The organism is Streptomyces atratus, assembly GCF_014648655.1.
Taxonomy (GTDB): Bacteria; Actinomycetota; Actinomycetes; order Streptomycetales; family Streptomycetaceae; genus Streptomyces; species Streptomyces atratus.
Genome location: NZ_BMRN01000040.1, coordinates 26,534 through 47,445, shown reverse-complemented (window position 1 = coordinate 47,445; position 20,912 = coordinate 26,534). Strand labels below are relative to the sequence as shown.

The 20,912-nt window shown below is 68.6% G+C and carries 20 protein-coding genes and 1 pseudogene; 10 read left to right on the top strand and 11 right to left on the bottom strand.

Going from position 1 to position 20,912, the window contains the following annotated elements; translation table 11 throughout:
• The first annotated feature begins 342 nt into the window (after nt 1-342).
• Nucleotides 343-3,003, top strand: a complete 2,661-nt coding sequence (locus tag IEZ15_RS35430) for a SpoIIE family protein phosphatase (protein ID WP_229846327.1) — start codon at nt 343-345, stop codon at nt 3,001-3,003.
• Nucleotides 3,004-3,516: 513 nt separating this feature from the next.
• A complete protein-coding gene (locus IEZ15_RS35425; RefSeq protein WP_229846326.1) occupies nt 3,517-3,735 on the top strand; it encodes an AMP-binding protein in 219 nt (72 codons plus the stop codon).
• Here the strand turns inward: IEZ15_RS35425 and vph are convergent.
• Nucleotides 3,726-4,589 (bottom strand): viomycin phosphotransferase, encoded by an 864-nt coding sequence (vph, locus tag IEZ15_RS35420; protein ID WP_189281006.1) that lies wholly within the window; start codon nt 4,587-4,589, stop codon nt 3,726-3,728. The genes IEZ15_RS35425 and vph overlap by 10 nt on opposite strands.
• An 83-nt stretch (nt 4,590-4,672) precedes the next feature.
• Between vph and IEZ15_RS47360 the strand changes: the two genes are divergently transcribed.
• Entirely contained in the window at nt 4,673-5,032 is a 360-nt protein-coding gene (locus IEZ15_RS47360; protein ID WP_373302691.1) for a Rieske 2Fe-2S domain-containing protein, read from the top strand.
• Nucleotides 4,948-5,406, top strand: coding sequence for a hypothetical protein (locus IEZ15_RS35410; protein ID WP_229846325.1), 459 nt, complete (start codon nt 4,948-4,950; stop codon nt 5,404-5,406). The genes IEZ15_RS47360 and IEZ15_RS35410 overlap by 85 nt, the downstream gene beginning before the upstream one ends.
• 107 nt (nt 5,407-5,513) lie before the next feature.
• On the opposite strand, the gene IEZ15_RS35405 is transcribed toward IEZ15_RS35410, so the two are convergent.
• Entirely contained in the window at nt 5,514-5,660 is a 147-nt protein-coding gene (locus IEZ15_RS35405) for a hypothetical protein (protein ID WP_189281003.1), read from the bottom strand.
• Between the two features lie 9 nt (nt 5,661-5,669).
• The gene (polX, locus tag IEZ15_RS35400) at nt 5,670-7,397 is read right to left on the bottom strand and encodes a DNA polymerase/3'-5' exonuclease PolX (RefSeq protein WP_189281002.1); all 1,728 of its coding nucleotides are present in this window, start codon (nt 7,395-7,397) and stop codon (nt 5,670-5,672) included.
• Between the two features lie 422 nt (nt 7,398-7,819).
• Here polX and IEZ15_RS35395 point away from each other — a divergent pair, with 422 nt between their 5' ends.
• Entirely contained in the window at nt 7,820-8,962 is a 1,143-nt protein-coding gene (locus IEZ15_RS35395; RefSeq protein WP_189281001.1) for a site-2 protease family protein, read from the top strand.
• A 277-nt stretch (nt 8,963-9,239) separates the two neighbouring features.
• Here the strand turns inward: IEZ15_RS35395 and IEZ15_RS35390 are convergent, their stop codons facing one another.
• Nucleotides 9,240-9,719 (bottom strand): Hsp20/alpha crystallin family protein, encoded by a 480-nt coding sequence (locus IEZ15_RS35390; protein WP_189281000.1) that lies wholly within the window; start codon nt 9,717-9,719, stop codon nt 9,240-9,242.
• Between the two features lie 110 nt (nt 9,720-9,829).
• On the opposite strand from IEZ15_RS35390, the pseudogene IEZ15_RS35385 reads away from it, so the two are divergent.
• Together IEZ15_RS35385 and IEZ15_RS35380 are read left to right on the top strand one after the other, a co-directional pair.
• A pseudogene (locus tag IEZ15_RS35385) lies at nt 9,830-10,423 on the top strand (dienelactone hydrolase family protein); the annotation flags it as partial.
• 1,119 nt (nt 10,424-11,542) lie between these two features.
• Nucleotides 11,543-11,881, top strand: a complete 339-nt coding sequence (locus IEZ15_RS35380) for a CBS domain-containing protein (RefSeq protein ID WP_308427473.1) — start codon at nt 11,543-11,545, stop codon at nt 11,879-11,881.
• Between the two features lie 274 nt (nt 11,882-12,155).
• On the opposite strand, the gene IEZ15_RS35375 is transcribed toward IEZ15_RS35380, so the two are convergent.
• Nucleotides 12,156-12,347 carry a TrkA C-terminal domain-containing protein gene (locus IEZ15_RS35375; protein WP_229846324.1) on the bottom strand — a complete coding sequence of 64 codons (192 nt, stop codon included), beginning with the start codon at nt 12,345-12,347 and terminating at the stop codon, nt 12,156-12,158.
• A 388-nt stretch (nt 12,348-12,735) separates the two neighbouring features.
• Here IEZ15_RS35375 and IEZ15_RS35370 point away from each other — a divergent pair, with 388 nt between their 5' ends.
• Nucleotides 12,736-13,608 carry a CBS domain-containing protein gene (locus IEZ15_RS35370; protein ID WP_189280999.1) on the top strand — a complete coding sequence of 291 codons (873 nt, stop codon included), beginning with the start codon at nt 12,736-12,738 and terminating at the stop codon, nt 13,606-13,608.
• Here IEZ15_RS35370 and IEZ15_RS35365 read toward each other — a convergent pair.
• Nucleotides 13,598-13,852 (bottom strand): hypothetical protein, encoded by a 255-nt coding sequence (locus IEZ15_RS35365; RefSeq protein ID WP_189280998.1) that lies wholly within the window; start codon nt 13,850-13,852, stop codon nt 13,598-13,600. The two genes, IEZ15_RS35370 and IEZ15_RS35365, sit on opposite strands and share 11 nt — an antisense overlap.
• 832 nt (nt 13,853-14,684) lie before the next feature.
• On the opposite strand from IEZ15_RS35365, the gene IEZ15_RS35360 reads away from it, so the two are divergent.
• Nucleotides 14,685-16,406 (top strand): sensor histidine kinase, encoded by a 1,722-nt coding sequence (locus IEZ15_RS35360; protein ID WP_189280997.1) that lies wholly within the window; start codon nt 14,685-14,687, stop codon nt 16,404-16,406.
• A gap of 18 nt (nt 16,407-16,424) precedes the next feature.
• On the opposite strand, the gene IEZ15_RS35355 is transcribed toward IEZ15_RS35360, so the two are convergent.
• The 4 genes from IEZ15_RS35355 to IEZ15_RS35345 all read right to left on the bottom strand — a co-directional run bounded on the left by IEZ15_RS35355 (nt 16,425) and on the right by IEZ15_RS35345 (nt 18,622).
• Nucleotides 16,425-17,135 (bottom strand): response regulator, encoded by a 711-nt coding sequence (locus IEZ15_RS35355; RefSeq protein ID WP_189280996.1) that lies wholly within the window; start codon nt 17,133-17,135, stop codon nt 16,425-16,427.
• A gap of 107 nt (nt 17,136-17,242) precedes the next feature.
• On the bottom strand, nt 17,243-17,407 hold the full coding sequence (locus tag IEZ15_RS46870) for a hypothetical protein (protein WP_308427472.1): 165 nt from the start codon (nt 17,405-17,407) through the stop codon (nt 17,243-17,245).
• A 17-nt stretch (nt 17,408-17,424) separates the two neighbouring features.
• A complete protein-coding gene (locus IEZ15_RS46865; protein WP_308427471.1) occupies nt 17,425-17,607 on the bottom strand; it encodes a cyclic nucleotide-binding domain-containing protein in 183 nt (60 codons plus the stop codon).
• A gap of 283 nt (nt 17,608-17,890) precedes the next feature.
• Nucleotides 17,891-18,622 (bottom strand): helix-turn-helix domain-containing protein, encoded by a 732-nt coding sequence (locus IEZ15_RS35345; protein WP_189280995.1) that lies wholly within the window; start codon nt 18,620-18,622, stop codon nt 17,891-17,893.
• A gap of 261 nt (nt 18,623-18,883) precedes the next feature.
• On the opposite strand from IEZ15_RS35345, the gene IEZ15_RS47710 reads away from it, so the two are divergent.
• Nucleotides 18,884-19,495 (top strand): Rv1733c family protein, encoded by a 612-nt coding sequence (locus IEZ15_RS47710; protein ID WP_444545166.1) that lies wholly within the window; start codon nt 18,884-18,886, stop codon nt 19,493-19,495.
• 537 nt (nt 19,496-20,032) lie between these two features.
• On the opposite strand, the gene IEZ15_RS35335 is transcribed toward IEZ15_RS47710, so the two are convergent.
• The gene (locus IEZ15_RS35335; RefSeq protein ID WP_189280993.1) at nt 20,033-20,908 is read right to left on the bottom strand and encodes a universal stress protein; all 876 of its coding nucleotides are present in this window, start codon (nt 20,906-20,908) and stop codon (nt 20,033-20,035) included.
• Between the last annotated feature and the right edge of the window lie 4 nt (nt 20,909-20,912).

Sequence of the window (20,912 nt, the reverse complement as noted above, 5' to 3'; positions counted from 1 at the left end):
GGATCCGGCGACATCAGAGGTGGGTGTATGCCTCGACCTGGTTGATCACCCGAGCGGATCCACTGGAGCAGGGTGCCGATCAGGCCGCCATTCGCCTTGCGGCGTATCGGTCGCCTCCCTGTGATCGGCAACACTGGACCTATGGATGCGTTCAGAGGTTTCCGCCGATCCTCGATACCGTATTCCCGCTGGTTCGCTGGTTGGCGTGCGCGGAGGCGGCGTGAGGTTCCACGTCCGGGAACGAAGCAGCCGACTCGTCCCGCAGACGAACGGGAGATCCAGCACCGGCCGCCCAGGCGGCGCCTGCGTTTCCTGCTGAGCGCGCGGAGCGTCGCCGGGCAGGTGTTCCTTCTGCAGCTGGCGGTCGTGGTGCTGCTTGTGGCCGCGACGGTGGTGACGCTGGCGGTCCAGGCCCGGCACCAAGGGACGGAGAAGGCCCGCGCCGAGGTGCTTGCTGTCGGCGAGGCGTTCGCGAACTCCCCGGGGATCGTGCAGGCGCTGGACAGCCGCGATCCGAGCGCGGTGCTGCAACCGCTCACCGAGAGGGCCCAGAAGCGGTCCGGCGTCGACGGCATCGTGGTCATCAGCACGGACGGGATCCGGTACACCCACCCCGACCCGCATCGGATCGGGAAACACGTAGTCAAGGGCGACCCCTACCGGAAGGCGGTGAGGGGCACGGCCCTCACGGACTCCGAGGTGACTCCGCTGGGTGTTTCGGTCTTCGCGGAGGTCCCCGTCTTCCGGCCTGACGGCTCGGTCGCTGGCATCGTGTCCCCCGAGATCAAGGTCAAGAAGGTGAACGAAGCGGTGGCCGGGCAGCTTCCGGTGCTCTTTGGCGCCGCGGGCGGCGCGGTCGCCCTGGTCGCGGGCGGGTCGGCGCTGATTGGCCGGCGGCTGCTGCGCCAGACCCGCGGACTGGGCCCCGCCGAGATGACTCGCATGTACGAGCATCATGACGCGGTGCTGCATGCGGTGCGCGAGGGCGTGCTCATCGTCGGCGGTGACGGGCGGTTGCTGCTGGCCAACGACGAGGCGCGGCGGCTGCTGGAGCTGCCGGCGGACGCGGAGCAGCGCCAGATCACCGACCTCGGCCTGACCCCGGGCGCCGCCGAGCTGCTTTCCTCGGGGCGGACGGCCACCGACGAGGTCCATCTGGCTGGCGACAGGCTGCTGGCCGTCAACGTCCGGCCCGTCGAGCGCTACGGCGGCCCGGCGGGCAGCGTGGCCACGTTGCGTGACACCACCGAACTGCGCACACTCGCAGGACGGGCCGAGGTGGCCAGCGGGCGCCTGCAGTTGCTCTACGATGCGGGCGTGCGGATCGGCACCACGCTGGATGTGGTGCGCACCGCCGAGGAGCTGGCGGAGATGGTCGTCCCGCGGTTCGCCGATTTCGTCACTGTGGAGCTGCTGGATCCGGTGCTTCGTGGCGAGGAGTCGGCCGAGGCAAGCACCGAAATGCGCCGCACCGCCGTCAGCGGCATCCGTGGCGACCCGCCTCTCTACCCTGTGGGGGAGCTGATCCGCTTCGCCTCCACCAACCCCGTCGCCGCTGGGGCGGTCGGCGGCCAAGCTGTGCTGGAGTCGGACCTCGCCGACTCCGACGGCTGGCGGGCCCAGGATCCGGAGCGGGCGCGGCGGGTGCTGGAGTACGGAATCCATTCCCTGATCTCGGTGCCGCTGCAGGCCCGCGGGGTGGTGCTGGGGACGGCCAACTTCTGGCGGGCGGACGCCTCCCCTCCCTTCGGGGAGGAGGACCTTTCCCTCTCCGAGGAGCTGGTCAGACGTGCTGCGTTGTGCATCGACAACGCCCGCCGTTACACCCGCGAGCACACCCTGGCGGCCACTCTGCAGCGCAGCCTGCTGCCCCGCACCCTGCCCGAGCAGACCGCCGTCGAGGCCGCCCACCGCTACCTGCCCGCCCAGGCCGGGGCGGGCGGCGACTGGTTCGACGTCATCCCCCTGCCCGGCGCCCGGGTGGCCCTGGTGGTCGGCGACGTCGTTGGCCACGGCCTACACGCCGCCGCCACCATGGGTCGGCTGCGCACCTCCGTGTACAACTTCTCCGCCCTGGACCTGGCCCCGGACGAACTCCTGAGTCACCTGGACGAGCTGGTCGCCCACATCGACCACGACGAGGCCGATGGCCAGGGGGTCACGGGGGCCACCTGCCTGTACGCCATCTACGACCCCGTCTCCGGCCGATGCACTGTGGCCCGGTCTGGCCACCCTGGCCCCGCCCTGGTCGACCCCGACGGCACCGTCACCTTCCCGGACGTACCCGTCAGTCCCCCGCTGGGCCTGGGCGGCAGCCTGCCCTTCGAGACAGCCGAACTCACTGTGCCCGAGGGCAGTCAGCTGGTCCTCTACACCGACGGGCTGATCGAGGACCGGGACCGCGACCTCGACACCGGAATCGAGCAGCTGCGCACGGCCCTGGCCGATGCTGTGGACCGCACCCCGGAGGCCACCTGCCAGACCGTCTTCGCCACCCTGCTCCCCGAGCGCCCCCGCGACGACATCGCCTTGCTGGTGGCCCGGACCCACCTGCTGGACCCAGCCCGGGTCGCGGACTGGGAAGTGCCCTCGGACCCGGCGGCCGTCTCCCGCGTCCGTACCGACGTCACCCGCCAGATGGAGACCTGGGGCCTGGACCAGGTCGCCTCCACCACCGAGCTGATCGTCAGCGAACTGGTCACCAACGCCATCCGATACGGCACCCAGCCCATCCGGCTGCGCCTGCTACACGACCGCAACCACCTGATCTGCGAGGTCGCCGACGGCTCCAGCACCTCCCCCCACCTGCGGCGGGCGGCCACCACGGACGAGGGCGGCCGCGGGCTGTTCCTCGTCGCTCAGTTCGCCCAGCGCTGGGGCACCCGGTACGGCGCCTGCGGCAAAGTCATCTGGACCGAACAATCCCTCCACGACGCCGCAGCCGAACCCGGTGCAGGCCTCGGCGACAACCTGTTGGATCTATGGACTGACACAGAGCTGTGACGGCGGTGTATTCGGTTGCAGCGCAACTGCTGGTGCCACAGCTCTCGTGCTGCGGCCACTGATCCCGGAGCGGTTCAACCACCGTCGACTTGCTCAAGGCCTGGGCCTCGGTGCCGACCTGCGGACGCCCACCTGGCGTCCGAGATGGAACCGAGCGTGGTGCGGTCCGTCCTGCAACGTCACTTCCCAAGAACACCTGGCGGTGGGCGTACCGCCGACTCCTCGCCGACGCCTGGCTGCAGTCGATCTACGCAGGGACGAACGTGTGCTCCGTGCTGGCTGGCGGCTCACCGCCGCTGCCCGTGAGATCCGGCCGGATCCAGTGTCCCGCGCTCGGTGTCGCTCTCGCCGCGTGGGCCCCAGAGGGATGTCCTTCCGTTCTAGTGGTCGTCGCAACACCCCAGCTCAAGGGGTGCGATGGACTTCGAGATCCGGAAGAACCGGGGCGCGTGGGAGGTTCACCGGTTCGGGTATTCGCCCGCCGGGCCCGGCCGGGCTGGGGCAAGGTCGTGGATGGGCCGGCCGGGCCTACGAGCGAAGCGGTGCCTCCGCCTCCGCCGGGGCTGGCCTTCGAGACTCACCTCCGGCTCCACCGGCACCCCCAAGGCCGTGCTGGTGCCGCACGGCGCCGTCACCTCGGCAGCCGGGTCCCTGGTCCGGCTCTTCGGCATCACCCCGGCCGACCGGGTCCTGCACTGGACCTCGCTGATCTGGGACACCAGCTACCGGTAGCCGGTGAGGCCGTCCGCCAGCTCCTCCTCGTCACCGTCGCGCTGTGCGTAGAGGACCTGTTGGAGGGCGAAGGTGCCGCGGATCGCGTTGATCCGCCCGGCCGTCGAACCGTCGGCCCAGCCGCCGAGCGCCAGCACCCGGCCCAGCAGGTCCTCCCCGTAGCCGGCCCCGACGGCCGCCAGGTCCTCGGCGGGGTCGCCCAAGGTGACCTCGTCCCAGTCGATGACACCGCTCAGGCGCGGCACACCGTCCGAGATCTCCCACAGGACGTTCTCACCGCCGAGGTCGCCGTGGACCACGGCGGAAGTGAGCGAGGGAAGGCCGTCGAGCGCGGCAAGTTCGCGCGCGGCACGCTCCCGGCCGCCGTCGGACATCAGCGGGAACAGTTCGGCGCGCACTCCCGCCGCGAACTCCTGCCACTGGCCCGCGGGGGCCGCGGGAAGCGCGGCGCGCACCCTCTCGTCCTTGCCCGCGGCGGTGAGCCCGGAGAGGAGCTCGGCGTACTGCTCGGCCGCCGCCTGGGCGACCTCGGGGCGCTCGAGCGCGTCGTCCTCCAACGGCGCTCCGGGGATCCGGCTCAGCACCAGGTAGGGCGGTTCGTCCGTGCCCTGGGTGCCGCCCTGGGCGAGCGGGCGCGGAGTACGGAAGCCGAGGTCGAGCCCGGCGAGGGCGCGCAATACGGCTGCCCGCGCGGGCAGCCGTACTGCGGCAGCCTCGGTGCGGGCGAAGCACACCACGCGCTCCGAGCCGACCACTACGTGGTGGAACTGCCCCTGATGAACGGAGAGTTCGTCCTCCTTGTCGTCGGGCAGCAGGCGGATCAACAGGTCACGGTGCGTCTCAATGATTTCCATGGTGGGTGAACTCTCCACTTCTCAGGCCTTCGCAAGCTCTCGATGTATGTGCGTTGACGTGCTGAATCAGCTGAAGCAGGGATATGACAATGGATCCGGTTGAATACGAGATGCTGCGGCATATGTGGTTCCCGGTCGCCCGGGTCGCCGACCTCGGGAACGGCGTCACGAGCGGCAACATTCTCGGTGAGGAACTCGTGGTGTACGGCGACGGACGTTCCGTCACTGTGGCCGAGGGCTTCTGCCCGCACCGCGGTGTGGCACTGCGGCTGGGCCATCCTGTACCGGGGCCCCGCGGTCCCGCCGTGCGCGCAGCTGTCCGCAGGAGGTGCCAGGACGGACCACTCACTGACGAACCGTGCAGTCGGAACGTGCAGCGGCCTGCCTGCCCGCCCAGGGGCGGGCAGGCAGGGGCCTCAGCCAACTTGCTTTGGTGGTGCTGACCACCGAATCCGGTGAGTGGCTGGAGGAGCGGGTGCGGGAGAGTGCGTTGCTGGAGGAGCACGCTGAGATGGGCTCCGGGCTCACTCCGTGGGCGATCGCCCTGTTCGTGCTGACGGTCGCCGGCTGGCTGCTCGGCCGGGCCGGTCTTCGCCGGGAGCGTGAGCGCAGCGGTGCGGCCGACAGCCCCACCGAGGACGGGGTGTCCACCGTGGCTCGGCTGGCCTCTTCCGTTGCGGTGCGCGTCGCGGTGCTGGTGATCGCCCTGGTTGTGACCGTCGGCGCGGTCGTGGACGTGTATCGGATCGGTGAATCGGGTGCGATGGCGGTCTGGCATGGCAGTTTCTCAACGAGCGGATCCGGCGGCAGGGACTGATGCGGCAGCAGTCGCGCTGGTGGCAGCCCGGTCGGCCCAGATGGCGCGTCGACCGGCTGGACGTTTATCGCCTTGTGTCCGGCCGGTCTCGCGGCTCAGCCCGGGGGTTATTGGGGTTGGTTGAGTGCCTGCTGGAAGGTGGCTGCGTGCTTGGCCTCATCGGCGGCGTTGTGGCGGAAGTAGCGGGCGGCGGCGGTGTCGCCGACGGCGATGGCCTGCCTGGCGAACGGGGCCTCCCCCTGAGTGGTGGACACGTGTGTGTATCAGTCCGCCCGGTCTTTTCGCAGGAACCGGCGCAGCCGCCGCAGTGGCCACGTGTTGATCACATCTTCCGAAGTGAGCCATCCGCGTTGTGCCGCGCCGAGTCCGTAGCGTAGGTACGCGAGGTGGAGGACGGAGTGAGCATCGGTGTCGATGGCGAACTTCGCCCCGTGACACCTGGCCCGGAGGATGTCCTCGTCGCTCAGGTCGAGACGGTCGGGCTGGGCGTTGATCTCCAGTGCGGTGCCTGTGCGGGCGCAGGCGGCGAACACCTCGTCGAGGTCGGCGTCGATGCCTGGCCGTTTGCCGATCAGACGTGTGGTGGGATGACCGATGACGTTGACGTGGGGGTTCTCGCAGGCGCGTACGATCCGGCGGGTCGTCGCCTCCCGGTTGAGGTTGAAGTGGGAGTGCACCGAGGCCACGCATATGTCGAAGCCTCGGAGGAACTCGCCGGGCCAGTCCACTTCCCCGTCCGGGCCGATGTTGAGCTCGATGCCGTGCAGTAGCCGCATCCCGTGCTGTCGGCCGTTCAGTGACCGCACGAGCTCGCGCTGGGCGAGGACCTTCTCGTCGGTCATGCGCTGCATGTACAGGTTCGGTGCGTGGTCGGTGACCGCGTAGTACGCGTAGCCCCGCTCGGCGGCCGCTGCCACCATCTCCTCCAGCGGAGCGAGGCCGTCGGTGAGGTTGGTGTGGGTGTGCAGGTCACCGCGGATGTCCTGTTCGGTCACCACGTCGGGCAGCTCGCCGCGCAGGCCCGCTTCGATCTCTCCTCGGTCCTCGCGCAGCGTGGGCAGGATCCAGGGCAGGCCGAGCCTGGCGTACACCTCGTCCTCGGAGCGGGAGGCAACCCGCTTTCCGCCCTCGGTTTCGAACAGTCCGTACTCGGAGAGCTTCAGCCCCAGGTGGACGGCGATGGTCCGGGTGCGGATGTTGTGTGCCTTCGAGCCGGTGAAGTACTGCAGGCCGGCGCCCCACGATTCCGGTCGCACCACGCGCAGGTCGACCTGGATGCCCTTGACGGTACGGATCGAGGTCTTCTTCTGGCCGTGTGCGATGACCTCGGCGGTGGAGCGCAGTTCGGTGAGTGCGTCCATGAAGGGGGCAGACCGGTCGGCGGCGACGAGGATGTCGATGTCGCCGATGGTTTCCTTCATGCGGCGCAGCGATCCGGCGTACGCACAGTTTTCACAGCCGGTGATCCGGGAGAGTTCCGTGACGATGTCCTCGGCGGGCTCCATGGCGGTGCTCAGCAGGATCCGCTCTCCGGCCTGCTGCATGAGGGCGATGCCGTGAAGGATGTTCTTCTCGGTCTTCTCCCCGAAGCCCTTCAGGTCGCGCAACCTCTCCGCCTTGATGGCGTCGGCCAGCTCGCCGACCGAGGAGATGTGCAGATCCTCGTAGAGTGCCATCGCTTTCTTGGGGCCGAGGGTAGGGATGGTGATGAGCTGCCGTACCCCTGAGGGAATCCGGGCCCGCCTCTCCTCGACCACTGTGACCTTGCCGGTGCGGAAGTACTCGATGACCTTCTCGGCGATCGACCTGCCCACACTCGGGATCTCCTTCAGACCCTTGATGTCGAGGTGGGAGGCATCGGCGGGGTAGCCGCCGATCGCGCGGGCGGCCTTTTCGTAGGCGCGCGCTTTGAACGTGTCGCCTCCGGTGATGGCGATGAGGTCCGCGTACTCCTGAAGGAGTGCCTCGACCTCTTCATTGGGCCGGACCACGTCTCACAGTCTAGGAACCGACCCGTCCGACATGCCAGTTGAGGGCACCGTCCGGCGGCACTGCGATCAAAAGGAGGCGGTCGCACCTCGACGTGCCCCCCAGGCCCCTCCAGCGCGCGAAGCCGTGGGCCCGAGGGTGTACTGGAAGTCAAGAGGATCCGTGCAGCGACGTTTGAAGTGTACGCGTGACCGACGATGACGTGGTGCGCACACTGCGTATCACTCCCGATGAGTCGGCCGGATCGAGGCCCGTGACCCCCGGAGGTCGTCCCCACAGGTGGCGGTGTCACTCCGCGCCCATCCGGCACTGCGATGGGGAGGGGGGATCTGTGCGCTCACATCGTCCCGACGGTACGAGGCGGGACGGTGGTCAGAGCGGGACGGCTGTGCGTCAGGTGACGGTTTGAGCAGGGGAGAGAGCCGTGCGGGCGACGTTCGTTCTGGTGCGGATCGCCGGGGTCCGGGTCGGCGTGCACTGGAGCGTCCTGCTCATCTTCGGCATCATCGCGCTCGGCCTGTCACAGGGCCGCCTTCCGGAGACGCATCCAGGGCGTTCCTGGGCGGTGTACTGGGCCGCCGGCCTGTGCACTGCCGTGGTCTTCTTCGCCTCTCTCCTCGCACATGAGCTGGCGCACGCCGTCGTGGCCCGGCGCAACGGGGTCGAGGTGGACGACATCGTCCTGTGGCTGCTGGGCGGAGTGGCCCGGCTCAAGGGCGAGGCGTCCAGCCCCGGCGCGGAGCTGAGGATCGCCGGCGTCGGCCCGCTCGTCAGCCTCCTTCTGGGTGCGCTGTTCACACTCGGGGCCTGGCTGCTCTACCTGGCGTCCGTGTCCGGGATCGTGGTGGAGATGGTGGCGTGGCTGGCAGGCATCAACGTGCTGCTCGCGGTCTTCAACGCGGTGCCCGCCGCACCTCTCGACGGGGGCAGGCTGCTGCGCGCGTTTTTGTGGTGGCGCACGGGAGACCGGCTGCGGGCGACAGCCGGCGCGGCTGCGGCGGGGCGGGTCTTCGGGTGGCTGCTCGTGGTGTTCGGGCTGATCGCGTTCATGAGGACCGGCGCGTTCGGCGGTCTTTGGCCGGCACTGATCGGCTGGTTCCTCATCGCGGCCGCCACCGCCGAGGGACGGCAGGCCCAGCTGCGCGGCGTGCTCGCCGGTGTCCCGGTGCGGGACGCCATGACGCTCGAACCTCTCACGGTTTCCGCCGACACCACGGTCGTCGGCTTCCTCACCGGTTCGCGCTACCGCTACCGGCATTCGGCGTTCCCGGTGACCGACGACGGGGCGCCGGTCGGGCTGGTGACTCTCGACAGCGCCAGAAAGGTGCCACAGGCCGAGGCCCATGCGGTGACGGTGAGCGAGGTGATGGTGCCGCTGACGCAGACCATCGTCGTGGAGCCGGACGCGCCGCTCGCGGATCTGCTGCCGCGCATGGAACCGGGCGCCGAACACCGGGTCCTGGTCATGGATCACGGCAGGCTGGTCGGAATCGTCTCGCTCTCGGACGTCAGTCGCACGGTGACATGGCTGATGAACACCGCCCCCGGGCGGCGCGGCGGTCTCTGACCGTGGCCCGGCGCCGTCGGACGGGCCGCGGCGGGCAGAGACGTCCGCCCGAATCCGGTCACCCACTGCCGGAGACCGGGCCGGAGACCGGCGCGGGGCGTGCCGTTGCGGTCGGCGGCCATCAGCCGAAGGGTCGAACGCAGTTTCGCCCGGCTTTGTAGTACGTGTGTAGGAGTCGACACCGGGTGTCGATGCGGTGCCACCGAGTTCTTCTGGAAACGGAGGGTGCCTTTCCAGGCGGTGGGGGCTGGGAACCGCCCCCACCGCCGTGCATGCCTCAGGCCTGAGCGATCTCGACATGGTGCGGCTTGGCCGCTTGCGCCTTGGGCACGGTGACGGTCAGTACCCCGTCGGCCAGTGTCGCCGTGACCTTTTCCGCCTTGAGGTCCGTCGGCAGCAGCGCCCGGTACTCGAAATGCCCGGTGCGCCGCGTACTGTGGCGCAGGGCGCCCTCGCGCTCACATTCTTTGTACTCCCCTGTTATGGACAGTTCCCGGTCGCTGATCTCGATGTCGATGTCCTGACGCTCGATCCCGGGCAGCTCCGCCTCGACCACGTAGGCGTTGTCTGTCTCGTGCAGGTCGGCCAGAGGCGACCATGCCCCGGCGGAGGGCTCGGTGCCGACGGCTCCCAGGAAGCGGTTCATCCGCTCGAAGAGGTCATCGAACTCGGCGGCGGTCGGCTCGCCCCAGCCCAGCGAGGGGAACGGCCGTTCCAGGAGACGGCCGGGCCTGCGGTGTACGACGGGAAGACCCATCGCGGTTCACCTCCGCAAAATGACGATTCGGGTACACCTCCATGCTGCGTGCCTGCCTATCGCCTCGCGAATCGGGCAAGAACCGATGTATCGCACGAAGGCCGCCGACGGTACCCGAGGACGCCAGCGGGATCGTGGTGTTCGCGCACGGCAGTGGCAGCAGTCGGCACAGCCCGCGCAACCGGTTCGTGGCCGCCGGACTGAATCGGGCCAGGCTGGGCACCCTGCTGTTCGACCTGCTCACCGAGGAGGAAGAGATCGACCGGGCCAACGTGTTCGACACCGGACTGCTGGCCCGGCGACTGGCGGACGCCACCGGCTGGTTGCCAGGACAGCTGGAGACCGAAAGGCTCGCTGTCGGATACTTCGGCGCCAGCACCGGCGCGGCAGCCGCGTTGTGGGCAGCCGCCGAGCCAGGTGCGCGGATCGCCGCGGTCGTCTCGCGAGGCGGCAGGCCCGACCTGGCGGGGCCACGACTGCCGGCGGTGACGGCGCCCACGCTGCTGATCGTCGGGGGCCACGACCAGCTGGTGCTCGACCTCAATCGCGAGGCACAAGCTCGGTTGCGCTGCGAGAACCGGCTCGCGGTCGTCCCCGGCGCCACCCACCTCTTCGAGGAACCTGGTGCCCTGGAGAAGGTCACTGATCTGGCCCGTGACTGGTTCGCCGACCATATGGCCCCGGTTTCTCATGGGGCGGCCTGAGGCTGCGGTACATCCGTACCGCACGCTCACGCAACTCGAGCGAGTATTTCCTGGGGGCAGCCATGGTCGATGTTCCTCTCATGAAAACCATCTGACCCTCTGTCACCACACTCCGCATCTCGGGGGAACCTCACTTGCCGGACTGCTCGCCACCCGCGAGACCGTCCACGGATCCGTGGTCCTCGACGTACTCCACCAGCAAGAGCGGCCGGACGGTCACCCCGCGGCGGCAGGGAAGCCGACGCCCTCCCCGTGACGCCGGTCCGTCGCGGGAGACTGTACCCATCTTCGCCGGCGGGCCAGATCGCCCGACGCCACTGCTGCTGGCTCACACGATCGAGGCGATCGGCATCACCACCGCCGCAACTAGCATGGTGAGCGGCAGCCAACGGCCCCGCAGCATGGTCACAGGGGGCCCGGTCGGTGGTCGGCGAGACGTTTACGTGCCTCCGTGTACGCTGCCGCATCGATCTCTCCGGAGGCGAAGCGGCGGTCGAGGATCTCCTCTGGCGTTTCCCTCGGTGTCTTCCGGGGGTCCGTGGCGTCGTGGCGACCAGCCGAGTGCGGCGTCAGGCGTAGGACAGCCCACACCACAAGGCCGATCAACGCGATCCACAACAGGGGCATCAGGGCCACCCAGGCCCAGCCACCATTCCAGTACATCACCGTGGTTCACCTCCTGGCGACTCTTCCACTCTCCACGCGTACCGGTAGTACCGGGTAGTGCGCCAGTGCCCATTGGCCTTGCTCGTCGGGCCGTTCGGGCCCTCTGGTGTCCACACGGTGGCTGTGCGGTCCCTCGCCGGTCGCCCCGGACCGGGGGCCGGTCCGGCTCATCCGCATCCGCCCGGGCCGTACAGCGGCAGCCGTGACCTGGCCATCGACCTTCTCGCAGCGAGGGCTCAAGTGGTGGCTTCTCTTCGCCGGCATGCGCACGGGATACGAAGAATCCACACTGGCTTCAAGGAGGACCGATTCTGGGCGTGCCCGAACCTACGGGTTCTGTCCGTGTAGATCCTGAGGCTCGAAGGAGACGGCCATGACCATTGCACGGGAGATCATGCACGTCGGTGCAAACTGCATCCAGGGAACGAGACGCTGGAGGACGCGGCGCGCCGGATGAGTGAGCTGCACGTCGGAGCCCTGCCGGTCTGCGGGCCGGACGACAGGCTCCACGGGATCATCACCGACCGCGACATCGTGGTGAAGTGCCTCGCCAAGGGCAAGGACCCGAAGAGCATGACCGCGGGCATGCTCGAGCAGGGCAAGCCGATCAGCATTGACGCCGGGGCCGACACGGATGACGTTCTGCGGACCATGGAGGAGCACAAGATCCGGCGGCTGCCGGTCATCGAGAACCATCGCCTGGTCGGCATGATCAGCGAGGCGGACCTCGCACGTTGCCTACCGGAGGAGCAGGTGGGCCACTTCGTCGAGGCCATTTGCGCCGCGAAGTGACCACCAGTGGCGACGCCCCGGTCCCGCCCGAAGAGACGGCCCTCGGGTACGTCCCAGTGGTGAGTGTTCGGTCCCTGCCTGTACCGCTGTCGCCGTGGCACCTCACCCCGTACGAGGTGGTGAGTCGTAGCCGGCCTCAGCGGGGTATCGGACACAGGGGGGCTTCCCCCGCACCTCTGCTCGTTCGTCCGTGCACACCACCTCGATCGTTCGGCTGTGAGCCGTGGGCCCCGTCCTGGGACTGCGGCCGTTACTGGAAGGCGGCATGGATCTCCTACTCGGTTGCGGCGTGGGAGACGATGAGGAGTTCGTCGCCGGGCTGGAGTCGCATCTCCGATGCGAGGACGGTGGGTTGGCCTTCGCGGATGACGGTGGCGATGACGCTGCCAGCGGGGAATATGAACTCGGCGAGGGCGCGGCCTGTGGCGCAGGACTGCGGTGTGATGGCCGTTTCGTTCAGGGCCACGGTGTCTGTGGCACCGGTGGCTTCCTCGATGAGAGAAATGAGGGGCGTCGCGGTGGGAGACTGCGGCGTCGACGCCCCAGTGCTGGTCGGTGAGCGAGGGGAGCGACGCGGATCTCGCCGTCGACGTCGAACTTGGTCAGCCGCCGGCCGGTGAGGTAGGTGGGGAGCTGGGAGCGGACGAGTAGGACTTCGCCGCTGCCGAAAGCTCACCACGACAGTCCTCCTGTCCTTCGCCCCTCCTCCAGTTTCACCGCCTGGTGTCGGTCTGCCGTTTCTTGTCCTGTTGGGGCCGTCCGTCGGGCCGCATGGGCCAACCGGCCCTTGGCGGCGGCCCCAGCAGCGGAAGACTGGGAACGTAGGTCGGCTCGGGCAGAATGAGGAGCCCACCATGACTGAGCGCGAGAACATCGCGGCAGGGGCCGAAGCCCGCCGCGCGGTGCCGGGGAAGGCATGGAGGCCCGACGAACCACTACGGCAGGACATGCTGTTGCGCTACCTCGGCACGGTGGCCAGGGTGTCCGCCAAGCAGGCGGCGGCACGGCGCCCGACCGCTCCCGATTCGGCTCCATCCGCGCGGGTGAAGGAGTCCGCCGAGCCCGTGCCCGGTGCCGAACCCGCGCCTCTGCTGGTCCGTGACGTCATGGACGTACCTGCCGCATCGGTGCACGGCGACATGCCGTTCATGGACATCGCCCGGAGCCTGACCCGTGAACACGTCGGGTCCCTGCCGGTGGTCGACGCCGACGACCGGGTGATGGGCGTGGTGTCGGAGTCCGACCTGCTGGCGAAGGCCGCGGTCGAGGCGTCCGGTTACGAACCCGGCGCGATCGGCCGGCTGAGGGAACGGCGGCTGCACGACAAGGCCCGTGCCGAGACCGCCGAGATGCTGATGACCACTCCGGCCGTCACCGTGTTCCCCGATTCGACCGTCGCCGAAGCCACCTGGCTCGTGTCCTTGTCGCGTCTCAAGCGCCTGCCGGTGACGGACCATGAGGGCCACCTGATCGGTGTCGTGCACAGGAACACACTGCTCAACGCGCTGATACGAGATGATGCCGGGATTCGCGAGGAGATTGAGTCGAGGATCCTCGCCGAAGACTTCCCGGCTGCGCGGAACACCGTCGAGGTCACCGTGCGCAACGGAGTGGTGGACGTCAGTGGCCGGATGGCGGAAGCCGACGTCCCGCGGCTCCTCGCGGAGATCAAGAACATCGACGACGTGACCGAAGTGATCGATCACCTGAACCCTGTCACAGGGTGACGCCGGAGTCCCGACCTCCGTCGGCAGGCACGCGGTCCATGCACGCGTTGTCCAGGCTCTCGCTCGACTGGGTACCCGAGCTGTCGCCCAGCGTGATGGTGATCTCGGGAGGGATTTCGAGCGTGTTCTTGACGGCGCAGTGTGAGGTCACCGCCTGGCACGCTCCGGCGCGGGGCGGGGACACTTCCGGGATGTCCACGGAGATGGTCAGAGAACCGACCCGCGCCGGGCGCTCGGAAGCCATCGTGTAGTCGGCGGCGACGCGCAGTCCCTTCCGGGGGATGCCGTGCGGACACGGCTCCGACGACGCGGACTTCGGCCCGTAGCACCGGCAGGGCGCTGGTCTGCCGCCTGGAACGCCTGGCCGCCCTCGCCACCGAACACGCCGCTCTGCCCCTACAGGACTTCACGCAAGCCCTGGACGACCACCACCCCAGCGACGGCCACGACGACATGGCAATCCTCGCCCTACGCACCCCGCGCACCTGATCACGACGCCGGGAAGGCACACGAAGAACCGGGCGCCCACCGAGCCACGCCTGTCAGGGACTCCGCCCGAAGGACCCGGGACTGCCACCTAACGAGCGGTCAGTCTGCCTCCTCGCCAACACTCACTGCCGCGCCGCCAAGCTCCAGGAAGTGCCCTTCGTCGCCTGCGTACCTCGGCGCGCCCAGAGCGCGCCGACCCAGTTCAAACGTTCCCTTGTGCTCGTCGATGAGGTATTCCGCCCCGTGCGGATTAGTGAAGGCGCCCGTGGCCGCCCTGGGAAACAGGTAGCTGGTGAGGGGCCGCCATGCCCTCGAAGCTGTCGATGGGTGGGACGCTCAGGACGTGCCCGCCGTGGGGGCTCATGGCGCGATCTTGGAGGTCCGGAGGGGGACTGAATGAGTGGATTCTCGCCTCCAAGGGCCAGCTTCCTCTTTCCGATTCTGCGTCACCGTTCCGGGCCTCGCCGCCTGGCCCGCATAGGTGTATGGCACCCGCCCGGATTACTTCCACCAGGTGCTTCTCGGGGCCTGGCCACTAACGTGGAGGTTGGCCGGTCCCGGGATGTGCGGGGCGAGACGGAGGCACCGTGGGCGACAACGGAACTGAACGCTGCTGCGAGGAGCGCCGTCGACTGAGCACGTTGCCGGAGGACCTCCAGGGGCGCCTCGACACCGTGAAGCGCGGTCCCTCCGAGGCGGCCGTCCTGTTGGACGCCGTCATGTCAGTGGGCAGAGGGCTCGACCTGCCCCAAGTGCTGCACCGCATCGTCGAGGCTGCGGTCATTGTGGTCGATGCCGAGTACGGAGCCCTGGGAGTCATTGGTGAGGGAACCCGGCTCACGCAGTTCCTGCCGGTGGGTGTCACGGGGGAGCAGCGCGAGGCCATCGGCCCCCTGCCCGAAGGGCACGGCATCCTCGGCGAGCTGATCCGTCACCCCGAGCCGTTGCGGCTCGTCGAACTCTCCGAGCATCCGTCGTCCTACGGGTTTCCGCCGAACCATCCCCCGATGCACTCGTTCCTGGGGGTTCCGATCCGGGTCCGCGACAAGGTGTTCGGCAATCTGTACCTGACGGAGAAGCGGGGCGGCCGGGTGTTCGACGCCGAGGACGAAACCGTGCTGTCGACGCTCGCGGTGGCGGCGGGAGTGGCCATCGAGAACGCCCGTCTGTATGCGCAGACGCGCGACCGTCAACGCTGGCAGGAGGCCAACAGCGAGATCGTCGCGGGCCTCCTGAGCGGAGAGGACGACGCACACATCCTGCACATGATCGTCGATCACTCCTCGCGTATTCTCGGCGCGGATCTCGGCGTCCTGGCACTCCCCGCCGACGCCGAGGGAAAGTCCCTCCGTGTGGTACGGGCATCGGGCGTGGACGCCGAGATGCATCGCGGTCTGATCCTGCCACGTGAGGGATCGTTCGTCGGTGCGGCTCTCGACGCGGGCGAACCGATTACCAGCCTGGATGTTGCACACGACCCCAGGATCACCGAAGGCCCCCCGAGGTGGCCCGGTCTCGGCCCGGCTGTCGCGGTCCCGATGGTGACGGGGGAGCGGACCCGTGGAGTGCTGCTGCTGGCCCGGGTGCGGAACCGTCCCGCCTTCACCGATTCGGAGACCACGCCCCTGCTGGCGTTCGCCGGACAGGCCGCTCTGGCGATGGAACTCACCGAACGGCGCGAGTCCGCCGAGCAGATCGCCCTGCTGGAAGACCGGGACCGCATCGCCCGGGATCTGCACGACCTGGCCATCCAACGGCTGTTCGCCACCGGGATGACGCTGCAGAGCGTGGTCCGGCTCGTAGAACAGCCACAGGCGAGGGAGCGGTTGCTGCGCGCGGTGGACGATCTGGACGAAACCATCAAGATCATCCGGTCCACCATCTTCGGACTCCGCGCCCGTGACTCGGGACGGGCCGGCCAGGGGCTGCGCGCCCGGACGGCGACCACGGTCGAGCAGGCCGCGCGGACCCTGGGCTTCCAGCCGTCCCTGCGCATGGGAGGGCTGATCGATACGGATGTGCCGGCCGAGATCGCCGAGCAGGTGATCGCGGTCCTCGGTGAGGCACTGAGCAACGTCGCCCGCCACGCACGGGCGACGGCGGTGGACATCTCGCTGGTGGTGGGTGACGGGGCACTGAACTTGGTCGTGTCCGACAACGGTGTGGGCATGCCCAAGCACGGCGGTCCCCGAAGCGGGCTCGACAACCTCGCACGACGCGCCGAGAGACTCGGCGGCGAGATGAACGTGGGGACATCCGCGCGGGGCGGCGCCCGGCTCTGTTGGCGTGTGCCACTGCGGCTGTCCTGAGGATTTGAGGCTGCACAGTCACCTCTGATGGCGCCCGGCACCGGGCGGGGCGGATTCCGTGGCGTGCGCGGCGATGACGGCCGCCTGGATGCGGCGCTCGACACCGAGTTTGGCCAGCAGACGGGAGATGTGGTTCTTGACCGTCTTCTCCGACAGATAGAGACGCTTGCCGATCTGGCTGTTGGTCAGTCCTTCACCGATCAGTGCGAGGACGTCCTTCTCCCTCGGGGACAGCTCCGACAGCGCGTCGTCCTCCTCGGAGCCGGTGCCGGACTCCTCCTCGCGCAGGCTGTTCATCAGCCGTGCCGTGGTCGACGGGTCGAGGGTCGAGCGTCCGGAAGCCAGTGTGCGGACGGCGGTGACGAGGTCCGAGCCCTTGATCTCCTTGAGTACGTAGCCGGCCGCGCCGGCCATGATGGCGTCGAGCAGTGCTTCGTCGTCGTCGAACGAGGTGAGCATCAGGCAGGCCAGTTCCGGTATCCGCGAGCGCAGCTCACGGCAGACCGTGATCCCGTCGCCGTCCGGCAGTCGCACATCGAGAATCGCGACGTCGGGGCGGAGCGCCGGGCCGCGGGCCAGAGCGTGGTCGGCAGTGCCGGCGTCGCCGACGACTTCGATGTCGGGTTCCGCGTCGAGCAGATCCTGGACGCCGCGCCTGACGACCTCGTGGTCGTCCAGCAGGAATACACGGATCGGATTCTGCGCTGAGAACCCCGTCTCTTCGCTCATGGTGGCCCTCCTCGCTGGCGACGGGCTGCGCAGTCCCACCGCTTACCCATCGTGGGTCCGCACAGGAGAGACGTACTAGGGCCGGATGGTCCCCCGCCCCGGACCGCTCAGGCCTCAGGAGCCTCGGCCCAGGGACCGTACAGCTGCAGCAGCCTTTCCCGTGTTCCGTGCAACCGCTCCACCACGGTCTCGGCGACGTACTTGTACACCGCCCGGCCCAGGTTCGCGTCGGCCTCGCACAACGAGCGGACGGCAGCTGCATCGAATTCCACGGCCTGTCCCGCCCGGATCACGTGCGCGCCATGTGCCACACGTGTGGGGAGAACAGCCAGGACCAGCCCAGCAGATCGTCCTGCCCCAGCGTCTCGATGACCGCCGCACGACGACCGGGCACACGAATGTCGACCTCGACCTGTCCGGAGCGGATCAGCCAGAAGTGCGGCCCGTCTGCCTTCCTCGAAGAGGCGTTCATCGAGGACCAGAGGCACTTCGCAGGCCGCCTCGTTGAGCAAGCGGGCCCGGCTCTCGGGTGGGATCACATCGAGCAGACTTCTGGCCGTTGACATGGAACCTCCGTTCCTGGCCGGCGATGTATACCCGCCCGCCCACTCTGAACGATATGCGCGCTTTCGGAGGAGCGCTCGGCTGTGCTGCGTGGTGCAAAACGGAATCCACGCCGTGCCCATACGCCGCATGCCGTTAGCCGCAACCTGCAACCTCGTGTGCTGGGGCCTTGCCGTAGATCCATGGCGGCGTCACGTCGAGGGATCTCGGGGTTCACCATCAGTCGGAACAGCGTGGCTCTTGAGCACGCGAATTCGGCGCCCGGTCACGCGGGTGGGGGTGATGGTCAGCCATACATTCCGTGGGCCGCCGGCCCACGGAGTGGTATAGGCGAGTTCGTCCAGCCTGCGTGAGGCTTCGGGATCGGTGACAGTTGCTGCCCTACCGACGAGAAGTACACTCCACCCTTGGCTCAGCGCTTCGTCGATGTGATCCACTTCGAATGCCACCGGGTGGTCCGCAGCGGTGGCGGGCAGCGTGTTGTGAGCACAGCGATAAGAGATCCGGTCACCATCCACGACGTAGTTGACCGGCACGATGGCCGGCCCGTCGTCCGTTGTCACACCGATCCGGCCCACTCCGTGGGTGGACAACAGTCGGTGGCACTCCTGGGGGCCCAGTTCGAGCAACTGGGTGTGATAGCCAGCGCGGCCGATGCCAGGCGGCAGCTCCGTTGTGCTGCCGGTCAGTTCGGCCACGGTGGTCTCCAGCGCCTGGGCCAGTCGCAGCAGAAACCCGATGCCGGGTGTGGCCTGCCGCTCCTCCACGTACTGGATGTATCCGGGCGCCGATCCGGCCCGCTCGGCTACTTGCTCACGGCTGAGCCCGAGTTGCTCGCGGCGCATCACCACCCGTCGGCCCAGGTCTCCTGCCGGGGTTCTGTCCGGCTTGCTGTCCAATGAGTGGCTTTGTTCGTGTCCCATGCTGCACACATCCTCTGTGGATCCGCTCCGGTCATCAGGCCGCCACTGTTCTGCGCGCTCTTCTCTGTGTGCTCCTCTTCCACTCCATCGTGTGCCGCCGGAATGCGTGGCGCTTGGGCCAACCGGCCTGGTCTCGCGGACCCGCTCAGCCCATGCCACGGGCCGCACGGGGCGCAGAGGATGGTGGCAGGCGCTCCTGCCCACACACTTCGCGATGCACTACGGGCAAGGAACGGTGTCACAGGGGAATGAGGCCTGATCATGATTGAAGAAATGCCCCCTGGAGAAGGCCAAGGAAACGACGCACCCAGCACCAGCACCCGGAGGCTGCCGATTCGCGCCTCGGATCGCATCCAGCGCTGGGGCAGGGTGCTCTTGGTTGTGGTCTTTCTACTGGCGGCACCCCTGGCGTCGGCCGCCACAGGCCGTGCGGCGCACGATGCCGAGACTCGCCGTGCCGCCACGCTCTCCGATGCAAGGAAGGTCGAGGCACGGCTCATTTCCGACGCCGACGGCCCTGTCGCAGCTGCCATCGGGCGGACAACGGTGCGTGCTCCCGTCCGGTGGAAACAGCCCGACGGAACCGCGCGCACGGCAGTGGTCAGCGTCTGGGCGGGCAGCCCGGCCGGCACCACCGTCCCGATCTGGACCACTGCTCAAGGCGTGGCCACCAGCAGGGGACCCGCAACGCCAGGTGAGGCCGTTGCGTCTGCATGGATGACTGCAGCAGGGACCTTCGCAGCGGCGACGGGACTTTTCGTCGCAGTGTGGAAATTCTTCACGAAGCTGGTGGACCGCATCAGGTACATGGGGTGGGAGAAGGAGTGGGACGAGGTGGAGGCCGAGCTGTCCGAGCGGTTCCGGAACCGGTAGCAGATCGGCGCTCGCTGTGCCTCGGGCGCAGCCGCTCGAGGAGAGACCGTGGGCAACACTCGATCAAGTGTGACCATGACGGGACCTGCCGTCGTCGGGACCGACGGTTCCGACCACGCGATGCGGGCCGTGCGGTGGGCGGCGGGCGAGGAGTGCCTGTGGTCGGTCGCTGCGGATCGTGTGTGCCACCGCGACAAGCCACTGAAGTCTGCACCTCTCCCGGGAGAACATTCCAGGAAATCGACGGCTTCGCGGAAAGCGTGCTGGAAGAGGCTGCCGCACTCGCACGCCGAGTTTGGTCGGTTCGGACTCGCTCCGGGTTGCGCGAGTTCCCACGTTCCGGTTGTCGTCGTGCCCAGCAGTGATGACCGTGAACCGGCAGGTGCCGTCCTGGCCGCGGTACGGGACGAGCGCGAGGATCCCGTCGGCGTTCCCACTCCCTTGGCTCTCCGCTCGGCCGCGTGATGCATGCCGTCCTGCACCACGCGCTCTGCCTGGTCGTCCGCGTTCCCCGCCCCTGATCAAAAGCGCCCCTTGTCAGCGGGTGTCCGGGACGACCGCGACGGGGCAGGGTGCATAGTGCAACACCGCGTGGTTCACCGGACCGGGGCGCAGCCCGTGGCGTCCGCCGGCACGGCGCGCACCGACGACCAGAAGTTCTGCGCCCTCGGCCTCTTCGATCAGTACCTGATGCACGGGCCCCTGCAGCACGGATCGGTGGACAACGGCATCGGACTCGGTCCGCTCCAGTACTGCCAGTACGTCTTCGAGATGTTCCTCGGCTTGTTGGCGGTGTGCGGAGGCCTGCGAGCCCGCGAGGAGCGGATGATCCGCAGCTTCGTGGGCGGGGCAGCGCCAGGCGCGTACGGCGATCAGCTCGCCGTGGCGCGATGTCGCCTGCGCGAGTGCGAAACGGGCGGCTGCCGACGGTCCTGGGGCGTCGCCGATTCCGACGACGATTCGGCCCGGCTTCGGCTGAGCGTTCGGTGCGGTCGCCGGGATCACGACAACCGGGCAGTGGGACCGGCTCGCGAGTGCAAGGCTGACGGACCCCAGGAGCATCCCGGCGATCCGGCCGCGGCCGAGGGAGCCGAGGACGACCAGGGCTGCTTCATAGCTCTCGCGCTCCAGTGCATTCACCGGGTCTTCGGGCTGTATGTCGGCGACCACGTTCACCTCGGCATGGAGGCGTTGCGCACGTTCCTGTGCGGACGCGACGAGATGCTCGGCGAGGATCTGCTCGGCCGGACGCTCGGTGTCGAAGGTGGGACGCATGCCTTCGTAGCGCTCCCACAACGACGCATGGACGACGCGTAGGGGGAGACGTGAGCGTGCCGCTTCTGCCGCTGCCCAGTCCAGGGCGCGCAGGCTGCCCTCTGATCCGTCCACTCCGACGACTATCGGGAGCCGCATCGCT

What these genes read in the sequence shown, in the direction of transcription:
- IEZ15_RS47710 (WP_444545166.1), top strand. Translation starts at nt 18,884, where the DNA reads ATGATTGAAGAAATGCCCCCTGGAGAAGGCCAAGGAAACGACGCACCC.
- IEZ15_RS47360 (WP_373302691.1), top strand. Translation starts at nt 4,673, where the DNA reads ATGACAATGGATCCGGTTGAATACGAGATGCTGCGGCATATGTGGTTC.
- IEZ15_RS35370 (WP_189280999.1), top strand. Translation starts at nt 12,736, where the DNA reads ATGACTGAGCGCGAGAACATCGCGGCAGGGGCCGAAGCCCGCCGCGCG.
- IEZ15_RS35345 (WP_189280995.1), bottom strand. Translation starts at nt 18,622, where the DNA reads ATGGGACACGAACAAAGCCACTCATTGGACAGCAAGCCGGACAGAACC.
- IEZ15_RS35335 (WP_189280993.1), bottom strand. Translation starts at nt 20,908, where the DNA reads ATGCGGCTCCCGATAGTCGTCGGAGTGGACGGATCAGAGGGCAGCCTG.
- vph (WP_189281006.1), bottom strand. Translation starts at nt 4,589, where the DNA reads ATGGAAATCATTGAGACGCACCGTGACCTGTTGATCCGCCTGCTGCCC.
- IEZ15_RS35355 (WP_189280996.1), bottom strand. Translation starts at nt 17,135, where the DNA reads ATGAGCGAAGAGACGGGGTTCTCAGCGCAGAATCCGATCCGTGTATTC.
- IEZ15_RS35425 (WP_229846326.1), top strand. Translation starts at nt 3,517, where the DNA reads ATGGGCCGGCCGGGCCTACGAGCGAAGCGGTGCCTCCGCCTCCGCCGG.
- IEZ15_RS35390 (WP_189281000.1), bottom strand. Translation starts at nt 9,719, where the DNA reads ATGGGTCTTCCCGTCGTACACCGCAGGCCCGGCCGTCTCCTGGAACGG.
- IEZ15_RS35365 (WP_189280998.1), bottom strand. Translation starts at nt 13,852, where the DNA reads ATGGCTTCCGAGCGCCCGGCGCGGGTCGGTTCTCTGACCATCTCCGTG.
- IEZ15_RS35380 (WP_308427473.1), top strand. Translation starts at nt 11,543, where the DNA reads ATGAGTGAGCTGCACGTCGGAGCCCTGCCGGTCTGCGGGCCGGACGAC.
- IEZ15_RS46865 (WP_308427471.1), bottom strand. Translation starts at nt 17,607, where the DNA reads ATGAACGCCTCTTCGAGGAAGGCAGACGGGCCGCACTTCTGGCTGATC.